Here is a 17,147-nt window from a genome sequence, read left to right as displayed (position 1 = left end):
GAGGCATCGAGTGCATTATTCACGGCGAGAATCGCCGGCGCGGCGTATTATAACGAAAGCGTTTGCGGATTACTCTTGTCCGGAATCAAATCATTGCCGATGAAACTACCCAGCAACCAGCCACCGCCACAACCCTCAACACCGTCGCAGCATGTGTCCACAAAGACGGGCGAAGCTGCGACGCCGACCCGGGACGCAGCCAGCCTCCCGGCACAAGGCTCGGTGGCCAGCTCGGCGAGAGTGCAACTCGATGCCCTGCAACTGGCCAACCGTGAAACCGCCCTCGCTCGCGTCGCTCAGGTAATTCGGCAACAGGGAGGTTCAGCCTCGGAACTGCTGCTCGATATCAGAGGAAAGTCCCTGACCGTACAAGCATCTCTTGGGAAAACAGAGCTCGCGGTGGACGACTGGGTAAAAGTCATGCGCGCGGGAAACGAACTCCAGTTGATCGGGAAACTCGCCCCGACCCAGGAAGCAGGTATCGCCCGCGCTCTGGCCCAGAAAATCCCCTGGCAACACAACCTGGAATCCGGCCTCACAAATTTGCTTGGCAGCCTGACTCGAGGCATCAAACCCGACTTATCTCCCGGACAGCTACCATCCACACGAGGGGCTCAGCCGCTGCCGGAATCAGCACGTCAGGTGATCGATCAAATTGTTTCCAGATTACCCGCGAGCAGCAGCCTGTCACCAGGCGTAGGGGCGAACAAAGCAACACCGGATCAGATTCGACAATGGTTATCCGAAAGCGGCCTGTTTGCCGAGTCGCGACTGACACAGACGCCCTCCCCCACATTACCCGACCTCAAACTGGCCATCACTCGCGTCATTACCGCGTTGCTTTCCCATCAGGGACAGGCCCCTGAACAATTCAACCGGCTGACACCGTTGACAAGCCCGGATCTGGTCCAGAACCCACTTCAGTTCCCCCAGCCTGTGACCACCCCTCAACCGTCCGCCGGCAATGAACCCTCGACGGTCGGCCAGATGCTCCGGATGCTCGCAGGCATGCTGAACAGGATTACGGTTAATCAGCTGCATAGTCAGGTACTGACCTCCCGGGCTGGTGGCGAGGCAGCTGCCGCGCCCACCTCAACCATGCTGATCGAACTCCCCTGGCTGACGCCACAGAACGAGCCCAGAACCGCCCAACTGAAGATAGAGCAGCATGACCACGAATCCGGCAAAGAACGAGACAAACCGGCATCCGCCAGAAGTGAATGGCGACTGTCGCTGGCTATGGATCTGGACGAGGCCGGCCCCCTGCATTTTGATGTAACGCTACGCCAGGAAGCCGTCAGCGCCCGGGTGTGGGCAGAGCGGCAAGCAACTCTGAAGCAGGTGAATGAAGAGTTGCCTTTGCTCAGGCGCAGCCTGACGGATCTGGGTCTGGAAGTCACCGACCTCGAGTGTCGACGAGGCAGCCCCGCAGGGGCCTCGACGCGACTGGAACACAGACTGGTGGATACGCGGGCATGACGAACGAGCACAAAGGCAATCAGGGCAATGCAGCGGTCGCGCTCAAGTATGACGGCGATCGGGCGCCAACCATTACAGCCACGGGAACGCACGAGCTGGCGGAAGAGATCATCCGGATTGCCCGTGAGCACAACGTGCCGCTCTACGAGAATGCCGAATTGGCCGGCATTCTGGCGCGCCTCTCCCTGAACGACGAGATTCCGGAAAGCCTGTATCGCGTTATCGCGGAAATCCTGGCTTTCGCGTTTCACATACGTGGTCGAACACCATCTGATACCCGGCCAACCCGAACCGACAACGATTCACTGGATGAGTGAACGCATCTCCCAGGCCTGGCGCCAGTTTTCTGTCGTACGAAGTGCGACCGTCGTCTCGAAATAATGCTTCAGGCGGCGTCGGTCCTCAGGCTGGTCCTTGAGCGCCGAACCAATGATATGGTGCATCAGATGCGCCACAGTCATCGCACCGTCCCCGTAGTACCACGCATTCAGACTGGCGGCATGGGCAACGGAGACCGCCTCGGCCGTTGAAAGCGCAGCCCCTGCCAGACGGTCTGTGCTTCGTCCGTCCAGCGTCTGACCCTTACGCAGTTCGTGAAACATGGTCACGAGCACCTCAATGACAGACTCGTCCAGTTCCATGTCAATACCCACCCGGGTATTCGCCTTCCGGACTTCTCTCAATACAACGTCCATCTCATCCGGGAGATCACGGATCGGGCGAATTTCTTCGAAGTCCATTCGCCGCTTCAGCGCCGCACTCATGGCGTGAACGCCCTCATCAATGCTGTTGGAGGTGGCAATCACGTTAAACCCTTCCCGGGCAAGAACGATCCCGTCGTCACCGGCCAGTTCCGGTATCACCACGATCCGGTCAGACAGGACCGACAGCAAAGCGTCCTGTAACGCCTGCGGACACCGAGCGATCTCCTCAAAACGGACGATGCGCCCTTCCATCATCCCCCGCAGCAGCGGGCTGGGAACCAGCGCCTTGAGGCAGGGACCATCGGAGCGCAGGATAGCCTCATTCCAGCCATAGAGGAGTTGGCTCACCTGACTGACAGCGCCGCCCTGCAACGTCAACGTGGACGATCCGGAAACCGCAGCAGCCAGCAGTTCGGACAGCCAGGACTTCGCTGTCCCCGGCTCACCCACCAGCAAAGAACCGCGGCTGGTACACAGCGAAATGATGATACGGGTCACCATGGCCTGATCGGCAACGAACTTGCGCTCGATCCCCAGCGCCTCGTCCCCCAAAACAAATTTCTCAACGGACTTCGGGGACATTCGCCAGCCGGGAGGCACCGGCCCCTCCCCCAGGGAGGCAAGTTTTTGCAGCTCATCCGCGTAGGCCACTTCAACCGGTTCTCGCTGGGCAGATTTGTATTCTTTCTTCGCGCTCATGAACGGGACCTCCGGCCACCACGAACTTCCGGAGCCATCCGCTCCCTGGGCAGGATACGTGGCAGCTCCGACAACGGAATAATGCCCTCAATAACATGGTCCAACGCACTGTCACGCATGGTGACCAAGCCAGCGTCCAGTGCCCGCCAACGCAGTTCTCCTATCGGCGGCTGACTGGAAATGGCATTGCGGATATCGGAATCGACCTCCATGTATTCAACAATGGCCACTCGCCCATGAGTTCCGCGCCCATTGCAGTTGTTACAGCCATCTCCCTCAAAGCATCGGAAATTCGCGGGTGGTCCGTCAGGGAACAACTCCTCGAGAATATCTGCGTCAGGGGTGGCTGGTTTCCGGCAATGCTCACAAATTCGCTTGGCAAGTCGCTGGGCAATGACCGCCAGCAGCTCACCGGCAATGGAATTTGGGTGAATGCCCAGATCATAGAGCCGCTGCAGGGAATCCACGGCATCGTTGCAGTGTAGGGTCGACAACACCACGTGGCCTGTCTGGGAGGCTCGGATGGCTTCCAGAGCCGTCTCCTGGTCACGAATTTCACCGACCAGAATGACATCCGGATCTTCCCTGACGAACGCTTTCATGGCGTCGGCGAAGCCAAAGCCAATCTCTGCCCGCACCCGAGTCTGCTGGATGTTATCGATGGAATATTCGATGGGATCCTCAACGGTAATCACCTTTCGGCGACCGTCATCCGCCAACGTCTGCAAACCGGCGTAAAGCGTTGTTGACTTGCCCGAGCCCGTGGGGCCGACAACCAACACCAGCCCTGCCGGGTTATCGAGGAGGCGCTGATAGCGACCGCCGATCTGTTTTGACATCCCCAGCTCTTCAATGGTCATTGCCCGACCGGTTTGGGGCAGCAGACGGATAATCGCGTTTTCGCCGTGTAATGAAGGCTGGGTCTGAATCCGGAGATCGTATGCCATGTCCCCGAGCTGCAAGCGCGAACGCCCACCCTGAGGCAATCGGTGTTCGGCGATATTCAGCTCAGCCCGGAGTTTGATGACGTTAATGACACCTTTGATTTCACGGGGCGACAACTGGTACTGGGGAAGGTCATGGAGATCCCCGTCGACCCGCAGCCGGATACGAACCCGGTCCTCGTACTGCTCGATATGAATATCGCTGGCTTTCTCACTGACCGCGTCCAGCAGAATGGCCTCGTAGACGGACACCAGATAGGGGCTGACGTGGCCATTACTATTTTTCTGGTCGCCGCCCAGAAGATCCCCATTCGATGCTTTGTCACTGGTTTCCGGCGCAGCAGCATGATCTGCCACAAACCGATTACCCTTGACCGTCAGATCCAGAGCAGACCAGAGGCGCCGAAAATCCGTCGGTGTCACCAGAACACACTCCACGGCCTGGTTGCCGGTCATCCGCTCAAGCTGGTCTGTCCTGGCGTCTGGATCATCTGTCGCTACGACAACCTTGTCTCCCTCTTCCTGAACCGGAATCATCCGGGAGAGGTCCAGGAAAGTCCGGGAAAACCGGCGGAACAGCTTTGGTTGAAGGCTGTTCAGTAACTCGTCGCCGTCCCGGAACTCCATCCCCCTCTGCCGGGCCAGAGATTTGTACAACTCAGCCTCTTCAAGATTGAGTTTTCGGCGCAGCAGATCCAGCAAACGGCAGTCTTCCCTGGCTGCTTCATCTTTAGCCGCAGCCAACGCATGCTCGTCTACGACACCGAGGTCAATCAGAATTTGTTCCGCATTACGGTTGAAGTCGATCCAGCCAAGGGTTCGAACACGCTGCAGCTTGCCGTCATGCTTCTCGAACATGGCAAGGCTGGGAACAGGGCCCGCCCGACCTTCGAGACACATCAGATGACCGCCTTCCCGAAGATAGGAAGCCATAACGTTCCGGTCATCAATGAATGTGGTGCAAAGGATGGTGTCGCACGGCTGATCGAGATCCAGTGTCTGCTCAACACTCTTGGCAACCACATCCACATTATGCTTACCAAGCCTGAAGAAACGTTCCCGGGCCGCCTCGGCAACGGCGGCATTTTTCTCGACGTAGATCACTCTCTGCGCCAGGCCGGAAAGAACCGCAGCAAGGTAACCAGAGCCACCGCCGACGTGCATCACGATCTGATCCGGTTCCACCTCCGGCATCACCTCGAGGATATGACTGACAGTTTCTTCTCTGGGAATGGAATGACCAGTGATGGATCCTACAAGATCCGAACCGGCAACAAATTCATGTCGGGAAACGGCAAGGAGGGCCTCACGGGCCCTCGGGTAAATAGCTTTCATTCAATAGCGCTCTTAACGGCAGCGTCTCAGGCCGCCTGGCGCTTTCTCAACGCGGACACCAGTTCGGCCTCGGGGCGGGATATTCCGCACGTATTCATAAGATCGTCGATCTCTGCCCCCAAATCAACCAACCGGGACGCTTCATCGTAAGAAATCCGGAGAGGATCATTCTGGCGCATCTCATCAAGCATGGTCCGCAGCTCGTGCAGCTGTCGCTCGCACGCCACCAGCCGCTGCCCCACCCCCATACTGCCGCTAGTAGTGGCGTGAAGCTCACGACCGAGTGTGTCGCATCGCTCCTTGAGAGAACCTCGGAGCTGACGGATCTGGCGACTCTGCCGGACGCCCTGGATGAGGACAAGACAAAGGGCCATGGCTGTCAGGCCCCAGGGAACATAGGTAGGAATTTCTGCAAACATGACGGACGTCTCCCGTTGGTATTCACGAAAGGCGTCCATCGTTGTCGCTGAATGTTACAGCGAGGCGATTTCCGCCCATTCGTTTTCAGTCAGCATCTTGTCGAACTCGACCAGAATGATCAGCTCGCCATCCTTGTTGCACACGCCCTGGATAAATCTGGCACTTTCCTCATTACCCACATTCGGCGCAGTCTCAATTTCACTGGATTTCAGGTAAACCACTTCCGCCACGGAATCCACCAGAATGCCCATGACCTGGTTTGCAGATTCCATCACCACAATACGGGTGGCGTCCGTGACATCTGCGTCCGCCAGGCCGAACCGGCGACGGGTGTCGATAACCGTAACCACGTTGCCCCGCAGGTTGATGATGCCGAGCACGTAGTCCGGCGCTCCCGGAACCGGAGCGATCTCGGTGTATCTCAGCACTTCCTGGATCTGCATGACGTTCAGACCGTAGGTCTCATCATCCAGGCGGAAGGTCACGTACTGCAGTACCTGATCGTCCTGGGACTGATTCGGTTGTCCGCTGGGGGAAGCCATAGTGCTAGATCTCCTGTGAGGCTGCCCGCGGGCAACCTGATCGTCAAAAATTCATCATCAGTGCCCAATACTATAGTTAAGGGCACAAACCGTGCCAGTCCGGCTCGGTTTCATTGAGTAACCGAAGTTTTCTTCAGTTCAGGTCCAGATGGTGCTCTCGCTCTGCCCGGACCAGTAAATCTGCCATTGTGCGTACATCAATCAACGCGCACATGTGATCAATAACCGTTCCGGCTAGCCATGGCCGCTTGCTCCGGGCCGTACGCCAACGAACCTCATCGGGTCGAAGTGTAAACGACTGCGCTACATCGTCACAGGCCAATCCCCATTCGCTGTTATCAAGCCGGATCACAAAGCGGTAATTGTCACGGACACCCTCTGGCACGCGCCCTGCCATGATCCATTCCGCTGTATCCACCACACGAAGATTCTGGTCGCGATCTGCCCGAATACCCATGTACCAGCGAGGGCTGCCGGGAATCGGTCGAATTTCTTCTTCGATCCGGTGGATTGCACCGAGCAGGATCAGTGGTACGGCTAACTGCAACCCCGCCACGGTAAAGATCAGACACTCAAACGGCTCTTCCGACCACTCCGGGCGCCCCGGAGGCGCTGCGGGCTCAGGTTTTGGTTCCGGGTAAGCAACTTCAACCGGGTTTGGCGGCTCCTTGACGACCGGTTTTACGATCGGTTCTGGCTCTGGCTCTGGCTCTGGCTCGGGAGCAGACTCTGACCTGGCTTCAGCCACGGGCTCTGCAACGACCACCTCTTCCTCCTCCAAACGGGCGGAATCCGTGGCCGTGTGCAGAAGATCATCCAAATAGCTGGCGATGGCCGTTTTCGGATCGGCCAGCTTTGTCAATTTTTCGTCAGCCATGCTGACGCTCCGTCACGGATTCGGTTCTGGCCAGCAAGTCGTCCAGCAGATGAGTGTATGCCCTGACACCATGCGTGGAAGGATCAAGCACCGAAGGCGTTTTTCCCATCTGACTCGCATCGCGGAATTTCGTGTCGACCGGGATCGCAAAACGCCAGAGACTTTCCTGGTAGGTTTTTCGGAGCAGATTCAGACTCTTCACCGAAGCCTGGGTGCGTCGATCAAACAGGGTCGGCACAATGGTGTAAGGCAGCTCATTTTTCTGGGATCGCATGATCATCTTCAGGGTATGCAACATGCGCTCAAGCCCCTTGATGGCAAGGAACTCGGTCTGTACTGGAATGATCAGGTGCTGGGCCGCGGCCAGGGCATTGACCATCAGCACGCCCAGCGACGGCGTGTTATCCAGAATGACGTAATCAAAATCGTCCCACAGTTGAGCCAGGGCGCGGGAAATGATCAGCCCCATGCCTTCCACGCCCACCATCCGACGTTCCAACGTTGCCAACGCAGTACTGGCAGGAAGCAGTGACAACCCGTTACAGCCGGTCTCGGTGATCAGCTGTGCCGGCAGACCTTCCGGCACTTTGCCCTGGTGCTGGAACAAATCAAAAACACTGTGGGCAATGGTGTCCGGATCGTAGCCAAACCAGCTGGTCAGGGAACCATGGGGATCAAGATCCACCACCAGAACGCGCTTACCACGCTCGGCAAGCAAGCCTCCCAGAGAGACCACGGACGTGGTTTTTCCAACACCACCTTTCTGATTGGCTACCGCCCAGATTCGCACGCTTGCATCTCCAGAGATACGTCACTGACTTCAGTTTCAAACATGGCTTCAGGGTTTATCGGCCGGAACGGACTCAACTTGAACCGGGAGCCCGCGCCTGGAGACGAAAACCGGCAACCCGTTGCCGTTGTTTGCTCATTAAAGGGGATTAATACAGGAACCGTGCCAACGAGGACATACGCAAGAGCCGAGTCGCAGACTACCGCATGGCTCCCCGGATGCTCGCATCACGGGAAATCAGGAGCACGACGCGCCGGTTACGCCGTCGCCCCTCCTCGGTATCATTACGGGCGACCGGTTGATACTGCCCGTAACCAACGGCGGCAAGGCGCTCCGGCTCAATCCCCTCCATCATCAGCATACGAACCACTGCGGATGCCCGGGCGACAGAAAGTTCCCAGTTGGAAGGGAAACGATTGGTGTTTATCGGCTGGTTGTCGGTAAAGCCCTCGACCTTGACCGCGTTATCGCGGTTCCTCAGCACAACGGCAATCTTCTCGACAACTTCAAACGCATCATAGTGTGGCTCAGCGTCACCACTGCCAAACAGGAGGCTATTGGGCAGATTGAGTTCCAGCCAGGTATCACTGGTCTCCAGAGTAACAACCCCCTGATTGATCAGCTCATCAAACTCCAACGAGAGTTGGTCGGCCATTGCCCGGAGCACCTCGGTGCGAGCCTGAGTGTCGCGCTCAGAATTCCTCGGAGCTTCTGTCACTGCCGGTGGTATGACCGTATCGGCGGGGGCATTGAGGGAGCGCTGCGGTCGATCGCCCACCTCAATCGGCTGAAACGAACGCTGCGGCGCATTAAAGACGCCCGTGAGCGTTTCCGACAGCACTTTATATTTACCCTCATTCACCGAGGAGACCGCATACATTACGACAAAAAAGGCAAACAGCAGCGTAATGAAGTCCGCGTAGGAGATCAGCCAACGCTCCTTGTTATGAAGATCGTCCTGGGGTTGTCTACGGCGACGCATGGGGTGACCTTTCACGAGCTACTGCAGGAAGCCCCGCAGCCTCAATTCGATGGATTTTGGGTTCTCACCGTCTGCGATGGCGATGATCCCATCGATCATCATATCCTCGTATCGCGTGCGTTCACGGACGATCCCCCGGAGCTTGTTCGCCACCGGGAAAAACAGCAGGTTGGCCAGTGCGACACCATAGATTGTCGCCACGAACGCAGTCGCGATACCGGCGCCCAGAGACTGGGGATCCTCAAGATTGGTCATCACCTGGATCAGTCCCATAACGGCACCAATAATACCAATGGTCGGCGAATAACCGCCCATTGCTTCAAAGACTCTAGCGGATTCCAGATCCCTCTGCTCTCTGGATTCCAGATCCACTTCCAGTATGCTTCGAATCGTCTCGGTTTCAGCACCATCAACCAGCAGTTGAAGGCCCTTTTGGGCAAATTTCTCAGGCTCCTTTTCAGCCAGCCCCTCCAGCCCCAGCAGACCCTGCTTACGCGCCTTCACACTCCAGTCGATCACCTTCCCGATGCCATCTTCGAGGCTAATGAACGGAGGAACAAACACCCAGCGAACCTGGCTGAACGCACGCTTCAGCATGGGCCAGGACGTTTGCAGAATGGTCGCCGCCAGGGTGCCACCGACCACGATCAACGCCGCAGGACCGTTGAAAAGCGAGCTCAGAGCCCCGCCTTCAAGCAGGTTACCACCAAGAATTGCCGCGAACGCAAGGACGATACCCAGCAGACTGAGGATATCCATCAGCTGACACCTTCAATCAACCGCGGGCCGATGTCGTCCAGGGCCAGCACTTCGTCACTGAGTCCGGCTTTGGCGACCGCCATTGGCATGCCGTAGATGACCGACGACCTCTCGTCCTGAGACCAGACGTCCGACCCACTCTGTTTCATCATCCGGCAACCCTCGCGCCCGTCCGCTCCCATACCCGTCAGGATCACACCAAGGGTCTTACCAGGGAAACTTTTGGCCAGAGATCCAAAAGTGACGTCCACGCAGGGTTTGTAATTCAGGCGCTCGTCACCCGGCAAAATCCGGACACGGGGCTGCCCTCCCCGATTTTCGATCATCATCTGTTTGCCCCCGGGGGCGAGTAACGCCAAGCCTGGCCGGAGCATATCACCATCCGCCGCCTGGCGAACTTCAATCTGGCACAGCTTATTCAGTCTCTCGGCAAACGCCGGAGTAAAACTGGCAGGCATGTGCTGTACCAATACCAACGGCGCAGGAAAGGACGCCGGTAACTTGGTCAGAACCTTCTGCAGTGCCACCGGACCGCCCGTGGACGTACCGATACCAACGACACTGTAGTGCTTGGCGGGACCACGGCGGGCAGGCCGACGTGGTGCCTGAACCTCGGCGTTCTTTTCAGGTGATCGGGCTGGTGTCGCAATGGATGTTCTGGCCGCCGGCCTGGTGGGCTCCGGGCGACTTCGCGGTGCTGATGCGGTGGGACGCGCAGGGGCCGGAGACGGCGCTGGTCGGGAGCCCGGACGACTACCTGCAACATCCAGGATGCGCTGTATCAAAATCTTCTGTAACTGACTGGAATCCCGTGCGATTTCTTCAAAGTTTTTGGGCAGGAAATCCACGGCCCCCGCCTCGAGGGCATCGAGCGTGACTCGAGCGCCTTCATAGGTCAATGACGAGAACATCAGCACCGGCGTGGGGTGCTTTCTCATGATCTCACGCACGGCGGAGATGCCATCAAGAACGGGCATCTCATAATCCATTGTAATGACGTCAGGCCGGAGCTTCTCTGCGAGCTCAACTCCTTCACGGCCGTTGGTGGCAGCACCGACTACCTTGATCTGGCCAGAGGCGGCCAGGATTTCCGTCAGCCGTTTTCTGAAAAAGCCTGAATCATCAACGACCAGGACAGAAACTGTCATCCATTTCTCCTACAGATAGCCTATCCCTGCAAGCATGGCCTCAGCTGTAATGCTGCAGCAGGCTGGGAACATCAATAATTAACGCGATCCGACCATCACCGGTGATGGTTGCCCCAGCCATTCCAGGCGTTCCCTGGAGAGCTTTGCCGAGTGGCTTGATCACCACCTCTTCCTGTCCGATCAGTTGATCAACGACAAATCCCACCTGCTTCGTACCCATGGCCACGATCACAACATGGGCGTTCTCAGGTTCAACCTCACCTGCGTTGTCCCTCACAAGCCACCGTTTGACATGGAAGAGCGGGAACACTTTGTCCCGGACCACGATGCATTCCTTGCCATCGACAATGTTGGTCTTGGTCAGATCCAGATGGAAAATTTCCACCACGTTCACCAGCGGCAAGGCAAACGACTGATCTCCAAGCATGATCATCAGGGTCGGCATGATCGCCAGTGTCAGAGGCACTTTGATAATGATCGTAGAGCCTTTACCCATCTCCGACACAATGTTGATCTGGCCGTTGAGCTGACCAATCTTGGTTTTGACGACATCCATGCCGACGCCACGACCGGACACGTCGGAAATCTGCTCTTTGGTGGAGAATCCGGCCGCAAATATCAGGTTAAAACACTCATTATCCGTCAGGCGATCAGCGGCGTCCTGATCATAGATGCCCTTCTCAACAGCCTTGCGCCTCAGAACCTCGGGATCCATGCCGGCACCGTCATCCTGGATCGACAGCAGGATATGGTCCCCTTCCTGCTCCGCTGACAGGGTCACGGTGCCTTTGCGGGGCTTGCCAGCGTTCTCCCGGACGTCCGGAGCCTCAATCCCATGGTCCACCGAGTTCCGGACGAGGTGAACCAGCGGATCAGAGAGTGCCTCCACAAGGTTTTTGTCCAGATCAGTGTCTTCACCATGCATCACCAGATTGACTTCTTTCTTCAGACTGCGGGCAAGATCCCGAACAACCCTGGGAAAGCGGCCAAACACCTTTTTGATGGGCTGCATACGAGTCTGCATGACCGCGGACTGGAGGTCGGTGGTCACCACGTCCAGGTTGGACACCGCCTTATGCATTTGCTCATCTTCACTCTCGGCACCCAGACGCTGGAGCCGGTTTCGGACCAGCACCAGCTCACCCACCATGTTCATGATGTCGTCGAGGCGCTTGGTGTCAACGCGAACCGTCGTTTCAGCGGCAGGTGCGGCATCCCGGCCCGGGGCTGCGGGCGTCGATGTCTTGGGCACCGGCTTGGCTTCCGCTTTTGGTTCTGGCTTGGGTTCAGGCTTCGGTGTCGGCTTGGTTTCCGGCCTGGGTACCTCAGCTGACTTATCCGAAGCCTTTTCTCCGCCAGACTGGGCAGTCGGGCTGCCGCCCTTGCCGTGAAGATCGTCTAGCAGCTTTTCAAACTCGTCATCGGTGATCAGATCGTCACCACCGTCCGAGGCTGCTTTCGGTTCAGACTTAGTTTCCGCCGGAGTTTCCTCCGCGGACTGCGCACCGGAGAACTTGCCCTTGCCATGAAGCTCATCAAGCAGCGCCTCGAACTCGTCATCGGTGATATCATCATCGCCGTTAGCGTCTGACGCACCGGTTGCCGCGCTTCTATCAGCATCGGCAGTCTTGGGCGCATCGTGCCCCGGCGCGCCACCGTCATGCAGCGCATCCAGGAGCTGCTCGAACTCTTCGTCGGTTATATCCCCACCGTCATCGTCGCCCGACTCATCACTGCCTGCCGTCTCAGCCTGGGCCGGCAGTTCAGATTCGGCCGGTGCTTCCGACTCCACAGCCGGGACTGATTCGCCTTCACCTTCGGGCAATGCAAAGGCGTCCAGGGCATTGATCAGTTCTTCCGGGGCCGGTGTTGGTTCTTCATGGTTGCGCACCTGCTCGAACATGGCGTTGACGTTGTCCAGAGCTTCCAGAACAACGTCCATCAGTTCAGCACTCACTTTACGCTTGTGATTGCGCAAAATGTCGAAAACGTTTTCTGCGGAGTGGCAGCAGTTAACCAGCGCTTCCAATTGCAGGAAGCCGGCACCACCCTTTACCGTGTGGAATCCGCGGAAGATGGCGTTGAGCAGATCGCTGTCGTCAGGATGTTGCTCAAGATCTACCAGTTGTTCGGACAGCTTTTCGAGTATCTCGCCCGCTTCAACAAGGAAGTCCTGCAGGATCTCTTCGTCAGCATCAAACGCCATGCGTCATCCTCTTATTATTCAGAAACCGAGACTGGACAGCAGGTCATCGACATCGTCCTGTCCCGAAACTACATCTTCACGCTCTTCCGCTTTGATCTGAGGACCTACACCCTTCTCTGGCGACTCTTCTTTTTCCTCTATCTGGTGCACGGTGCCCGTCAACTGATCAACATGACTCGCCATGACAACCAGACTGAGCATTTGCTCTTCGACCTCTTTCACCAGAGTGGTAACTTTCTGAATCACCTGCCCGGTGAGATCCTGGAAATCCTGCGCCATCAGTATTTCAGACAGATTTCCGTAAATGGTGTCCGAATCCTTTGCCAGGCCAACGAAAAACCGGTCAATACGACCGTATAGCTCGCGGAACTCCGCAGGCTCCATTTCACGTCGGCGCAAGCGCTGCCACTCATCTCTCAGGGCTGTGGCTTCCTCCCGTACCCCACTGGCAACCGGCATGGTCTCTTCGACCAGGTCCATGGTTCGATTGGCCGCTTCCCCGGTCATCTGGACGACATACTCAAGCCTGTCCGAGGCGTCGGTCATCTTCGACAGAGCCTCTTGCTGCTCGGCGCTGCGAGGATCAATCTGGAAGTTCCGTATCGCTTCGTGAAGACTCCGGGTTAGCCGGCCCACTTCACGGTACAAACTCTGATCGCGAACCTCACTGAGTTCATTGATCAGGGTCATCGACCGGGCATAATCACCGTTTTGCGTACTTTCAGCGAGTTCAGCGGCCTGCTGTTTGAGTTTTTCCGCCACCTCGGGTTCGAGGCCGCGATGGGGCTTTTTGCTATCGCTCATGAGAGCCACCCGACCTCTGGTTATTGAATTCGCTCGAAAATCTTTTCGATTTTCTCCTTGAGGACCGCCGCGGTGAACGGTTTTACCACATAGCCATTAACCCCAGCCTGCGCCGCCGCAACAATCTGATCCCGTTTCGCCTCCGCCGTGACCATCAGGACCGGCAGGGTCTTGAGATCCTCGTCAGCACGGACCGCCTTCAGCAGATCGAACCCGGTCATGCCTGGCATGTTCCAGTCAGTCACCAGGAAATCGTACTTGCCGCTTTTCAGCATGGGCAACGCGGTGTTGCCGTCATCCGCTTCATCCGTATTGGTGAAGCCAAGATCACGCAGCAGGTTCTTGATGATCCGTCGCATCGTGGAGAAATCGTCCACGATGAGGATTTTCATGTTCTTGTCCAATGGGACCTCCGTTTGTAACACCCGGAATTCGTTTGACCTTTGTGTTCGAAGTCTAGCAGGCCGCTGGTTTAATCGCTTATTTTCAGATCTTTACTCCGGTTGTAAAGCACCGGTTACCAAAAACTACAGAGCAAAAGGGTTCATGGACCGCCCAGAACCTATTCTCCGGCGCCCTCCTGCCAATCAGACAGGCGCCCTCGTAATCTCAATGCCGCCTGGCTATGAATCTGGCTGACTCGACTTTCACTAACCCCAAGCACCGCACCGATTTCTTTAAGGTTTAATTCTTCCTGGTAGTAAAGACTCAACACCAGCTTTTCCCGCTCGGGCAGATCCTCAATGGCCGCTGCCAGGCTGTGGCGGAATGCATCAGATGCCATACCGTCAAACGGATTTCCGCTGCCCTCTGATTCTTCTATCGGCAACTCTCCGGATTCATTGAGTTCATCGAGGCTAAAAAGTCGACCGCCGTTCGCGTCAGACAAAGAGGCATGGTATTCGGTTAGTTCAATACCCAGCTCATCGGCCACTTCAGAATCCTGGGCTTCACGGCCAAGACGGTCTTCAACCGCCTTGATGGCCTGAGAAATTCGGCGGGCATTGCGATGAACCGAGCGCGGCACCCAGTCACCTTTTCGGATTTCATCCACCATGGCTCCGCGGATTCGGATACCCGCGTAGGTTTCAAAGGTTGCCCCCTTGGTGGAACTATAGCGCTGGGCAGCCTCGAGAAGGCCGATCATGCCAGCCTGCATCAAATCGTCCAGTTGCACTGAGTCAGGCAACCGGGCCATCAAATGCAGGGCAATTTTCTTGACCAGCGGCGCATGTTCCTCAATAAGGAGGGAAGGCCCCTGCGCGCTAGCCTGCTGATAAAGTCCCAGTTTTTTCGCCAATGTCACGTATCCGGTGTTGTTTTGACTGGATCAGATTCAGACTTCGACGAGCCGCTCCACGAAAAATTCCAGGTGGCCGCGGGGCGTTGAGGGCAGCGGCCAACTATCGACTTTGTCTGCCAGGGCTTTTATAGCCAGGGAGGCTTTGGCCCGGGGATAAGCGTCGAGCACTGCCCGTTGACGCTGAACGGCCTTTTTTACGGCTTCGTCGTAAGGCACCATACCCACATATTGTAGTGCCACATCAAGGAAGCGCTCGGTGACCCGGGTCAGTTTTTCAAAGAGATGACGTCCTTCCTGCTCATTCCTCACCTGGTTAGCGAGAATGCGGAAGCGATTGGTACCGTAGTCACGGTTCATGAGTTTGATCAAAGCGTAGGCATCTGTGATCGAGGTTGGCTCGTCGCAGACCACCAACAGCAGTTCCTGCGACGCCCTCAAAAAACTGACAACGGATTCCGAAATACCCGCTGCGGTGTCGACAATCAGCACGTCGATCTGGTCGCCCAGTTCGCTGAACGCATTGATCAGCCCGGCATGCTCCATGGGGCTGAGTTGCGTCATACGTTGGGTTCCGGAAGAGGCCGGCACAATCTTGATGCCGCCCGGGCCATCAACCAGGACATCCCGGAGGTCGCACTCACCTGAAAGCACATCTGACAGATTCCGGCTCGCAGTCAGGCCCAACAGTACATCGATATTGGCAAGGCCAAGATCCGCATCGAGCAAAACAACGCGCCGACCTTTTTCAGCCAGGGCTATCCCGAGGTTTACCGAGACGTTGCTTTTACCAACCCCTCCCTTACCACCGGATACCGCAATCACCTGTACCGGATGTGATTTGCTCATAATCTCTATCAGGCTCCTTCCGCGACTGACTGCTGCTGTTTGAACGTTTTAAGCCGCTCCACAGCCAGTCGCACCAGCGGGACAGCTTCTGCATGATGCAGATCTTCGGGAATTTTCTGTCCGTCGGTGTAGTAGGCCACAGGCAACGCCGTTTCCATCACAAACCCCAGCGACTCCCCGAGGGTAAGGGCTTCGTCAATTTTTGTCATGACGCAGCCCGCAAGATTTGCCATCTTATAGCAATGCCAGACGGATTTCATGATGCGCGGCTGGCTCGTGGCGGATACCACCAGATGGGTCCGGATGTTGTGGTGGCTACGAGCCAGCTCGGCCAACTGCTCCTGATACCCGCGATCGGAGCTGGTCAGGCCGGCCGTATCGATCAGAACCAGGTGGCGGTCCGACAGCTCATCGAGAATATCATCCAGAGAATGGCTCTCGTCCACCACCCTGACCGGAACGTTTAGAATCCGCCCAAACACGAACAACTGTTCGTGGGCAGCGACCCGGTACCGATCCGTGGTTACCAGCGCCAGAGAATCGGCACCATGACGCAATACATAACGTGCTGCCAGCTTGCCGATGGTTGTGGTTTTTCCGGATCCGGTCGGACCAACCAGCGCATAGACGCCCCCCTCATCGAGCCACTCCTGCCTGGAGGTGCGAACACCGGTCGCCAGCATCTTGAGAGACTGCTTCCAGCCGTCCTCCAGACGCCCGGCTTTGTGACGATGGGACAGAGACGTGGCCAGCTCAGCACCCAATCCGAATTCCTGCAGCCGCTCAGCCAGACGCTGCTGCACTGCGGTGTTGACCGGCTTTTCTGGCTCTCCGTGCCGTGCACTCATCATGTCCCGCAGGGAACTGATTTCTGCGCGCATCTGTGCCAGCTCATCAGAGTAGCCCTCCGATTTTACCGGCGAGGTCAGGTCGGCAAAACCATGATCGTCTTCCGGCTCCTCGGGGATGACCGCATCCATGTAGGAAGCGCCCACGCCGGCCCGCTTTTCGCGAACTTCCCGGATTCGATCCCGGGAGCGGCTCAACTCGTCTTGGAGAAGCCGATGCTGGTCTGCCTGCATTTCCGCCAGTCGAGAGCCATTGGTGGCTTCTCGGGCCTGATCGCCAAGCTTCTGACGCGCCATGTTTTCGTCGTAGTCGAGGGCCGTCACGATCTCGACACCTCCATCAACCCGGCGATTGGAGAGGATTACGGCATCGGGCCCCATCTGCTCGCTGACCTGCTTCAGGGCTTCCGCCATTGACTGAGCAAAAAAACGTTTTACTTTCATGCTGTTTCATCCTCCAC

The 17,147-nt window shown here is 57.1% G+C and carries 17 protein-coding genes; 2 read left to right on the top strand and 15 right to left on the bottom strand.

The genetic code is table 11. The features are described 5' to 3' along the window. Positions 1-99: 99 nt before the first annotated feature. The gene (gene fliK, locus D777_RS02040) at positions 100-1,479 is read left to right on the top strand and encodes a flagellar hook-length control protein FliK (protein ID WP_036128338.1); all 1,380 of its coding nucleotides are present in this window, start codon (positions 100-102) and stop codon (positions 1,477-1,479) included. Continuing rightward, positions 1,476-1,796, top strand: coding sequence for an EscU/YscU/HrcU family type III secretion system export apparatus switch protein (locus tag D777_RS02035; RefSeq protein ID WP_036128337.1), 321 nt, complete (start codon positions 1,476-1,478; stop codon positions 1,794-1,796). Before fliK ends, D777_RS02035 begins: the two co-directional genes overlap by 4 nt. On the opposite strand, the gene D777_RS02030 is transcribed toward D777_RS02035, so the two are convergent. From D777_RS02030 to flhF, 15 genes are all read right to left on the bottom strand, one after another. Next, the gene (locus tag D777_RS02030; protein WP_036128336.1) at positions 1,782-2,882 is read right to left on the bottom strand and encodes an ATP-binding protein; all 1,101 of its coding nucleotides are present in this window, start codon (positions 2,880-2,882) and stop codon (positions 1,782-1,784) included. The two genes, D777_RS02035 and D777_RS02030, sit on opposite strands and share 15 nt — an antisense overlap. After that, entirely contained in the window at positions 2,879-5,161 is a 2,283-nt protein-coding gene (locus D777_RS02025) for an ATPase, T2SS/T4P/T4SS family (protein WP_036128335.1), read from the bottom strand. Before D777_RS02025 ends, D777_RS02030 begins: the two co-directional genes overlap by 4 nt. Positions 5,162-5,187: 26 nt before the next feature. Next, positions 5,188-5,580 (bottom strand): DUF2802 domain-containing protein, encoded by a 393-nt coding sequence (locus tag D777_RS02020; RefSeq protein WP_036129545.1) that lies wholly within the window; start codon positions 5,578-5,580, stop codon positions 5,188-5,190. Positions 5,581-5,634: 54 nt separating this feature from the next. Continuing rightward, positions 5,635-6,123: a chemotaxis protein CheW gene (locus D777_RS02015; protein WP_036128334.1), complete on the bottom strand. Its 489-nt coding sequence runs from the start codon at positions 6,121-6,123 to the stop codon at positions 5,635-5,637. A 133-nt stretch (positions 6,124-6,256) separates the two neighbouring features. Beyond that, a complete protein-coding gene (locus tag D777_RS02010; protein ID WP_036128332.1) occupies positions 6,257-7,000 on the bottom strand; it encodes a chemotaxis protein CheW in 744 nt (247 codons plus the stop codon). Further along, complete coding sequence (locus D777_RS02005; protein WP_036128329.1) at positions 6,993-7,790, bottom strand: ParA family protein; 798 nt, start codon at positions 7,788-7,790, stop codon at positions 6,993-6,995. Before D777_RS02005 ends, D777_RS02010 begins: the two co-directional genes overlap by 8 nt. A 199-nt stretch (positions 7,791-7,989) precedes the next feature. Further along, positions 7,990-8,772, bottom strand: coding sequence for a flagellar motor protein MotD (motD, locus tag D777_RS02000; RefSeq protein ID WP_036128327.1), 783 nt, complete (start codon positions 8,770-8,772; stop codon positions 7,990-7,992). An 18-nt stretch (positions 8,773-8,790) separates the two neighbouring features. Continuing rightward, positions 8,791-9,531 carry a flagellar motor protein gene (locus tag D777_RS01995; RefSeq protein ID WP_036128326.1) on the bottom strand — a complete coding sequence of 247 codons (741 nt, stop codon included), beginning with the start codon at positions 9,529-9,531 and terminating at the stop codon, positions 8,791-8,793. Next, complete coding sequence (locus D777_RS01990) at positions 9,531-10,679, bottom strand: protein-glutamate methylesterase/protein-glutamine glutaminase (RefSeq protein ID WP_036128324.1); 1,149 nt, start codon at positions 10,677-10,679, stop codon at positions 9,531-9,533. The genes D777_RS01995 and D777_RS01990 overlap by 1 nt, the downstream gene beginning before the upstream one ends. A 40-nt stretch (positions 10,680-10,719) precedes the next feature. Next, positions 10,720-12,885 (bottom strand): chemotaxis protein CheA, encoded by a 2,166-nt coding sequence (locus D777_RS01985; RefSeq protein WP_036128323.1) that lies wholly within the window; start codon positions 12,883-12,885, stop codon positions 10,720-10,722. Between the two features lie 18 nt (positions 12,886-12,903). Next, a complete protein-coding gene (locus tag D777_RS01980) occupies positions 12,904-13,689 on the bottom strand; it encodes a protein phosphatase CheZ (protein ID WP_036128321.1) in 786 nt (261 codons plus the stop codon). Positions 13,690-13,709: 20 nt separating this feature from the next. Next, positions 13,710-14,093, bottom strand: a complete 384-nt coding sequence (cheY, locus tag D777_RS01975) for a chemotaxis response regulator CheY (RefSeq protein WP_036128320.1) — start codon at positions 14,091-14,093, stop codon at positions 13,710-13,712. 158 nt (positions 14,094-14,251) lie between these two features. Beyond that, positions 14,252-14,995: an RNA polymerase sigma factor FliA gene (locus D777_RS01970; RefSeq protein WP_036128318.1), complete on the bottom strand. Its 744-nt coding sequence runs from the start codon at positions 14,993-14,995 to the stop codon at positions 14,252-14,254. Positions 14,996-15,025: 30 nt separating this feature from the next. Continuing rightward, positions 15,026-15,838, bottom strand: coding sequence for a MinD/ParA family protein (locus D777_RS01965; protein WP_036128316.1), 813 nt, complete (start codon positions 15,836-15,838; stop codon positions 15,026-15,028). Positions 15,839-15,846: 8 nt separating this feature from the next. Continuing rightward, positions 15,847-17,130 (bottom strand): flagellar biosynthesis protein FlhF, encoded by a 1,284-nt coding sequence (gene flhF, locus D777_RS01960; RefSeq protein WP_036128314.1) that lies wholly within the window; start codon positions 17,128-17,130, stop codon positions 15,847-15,849. Between the last annotated feature and the right edge of the window lie 17 nt (positions 17,131-17,147).

The sequence above is a fragment of the Marinobacter nitratireducens genome, from assembly GCF_000708045.1.
Lineage (GTDB): Bacteria > Pseudomonadota > Gammaproteobacteria > Pseudomonadales > Oleiphilaceae > Marinobacter > Marinobacter nitratireducens.
The sequence above is the reverse complement of the archived record's forward strand: the minus strand, read 5'-3'. Positions and strand labels throughout refer to the sequence as shown.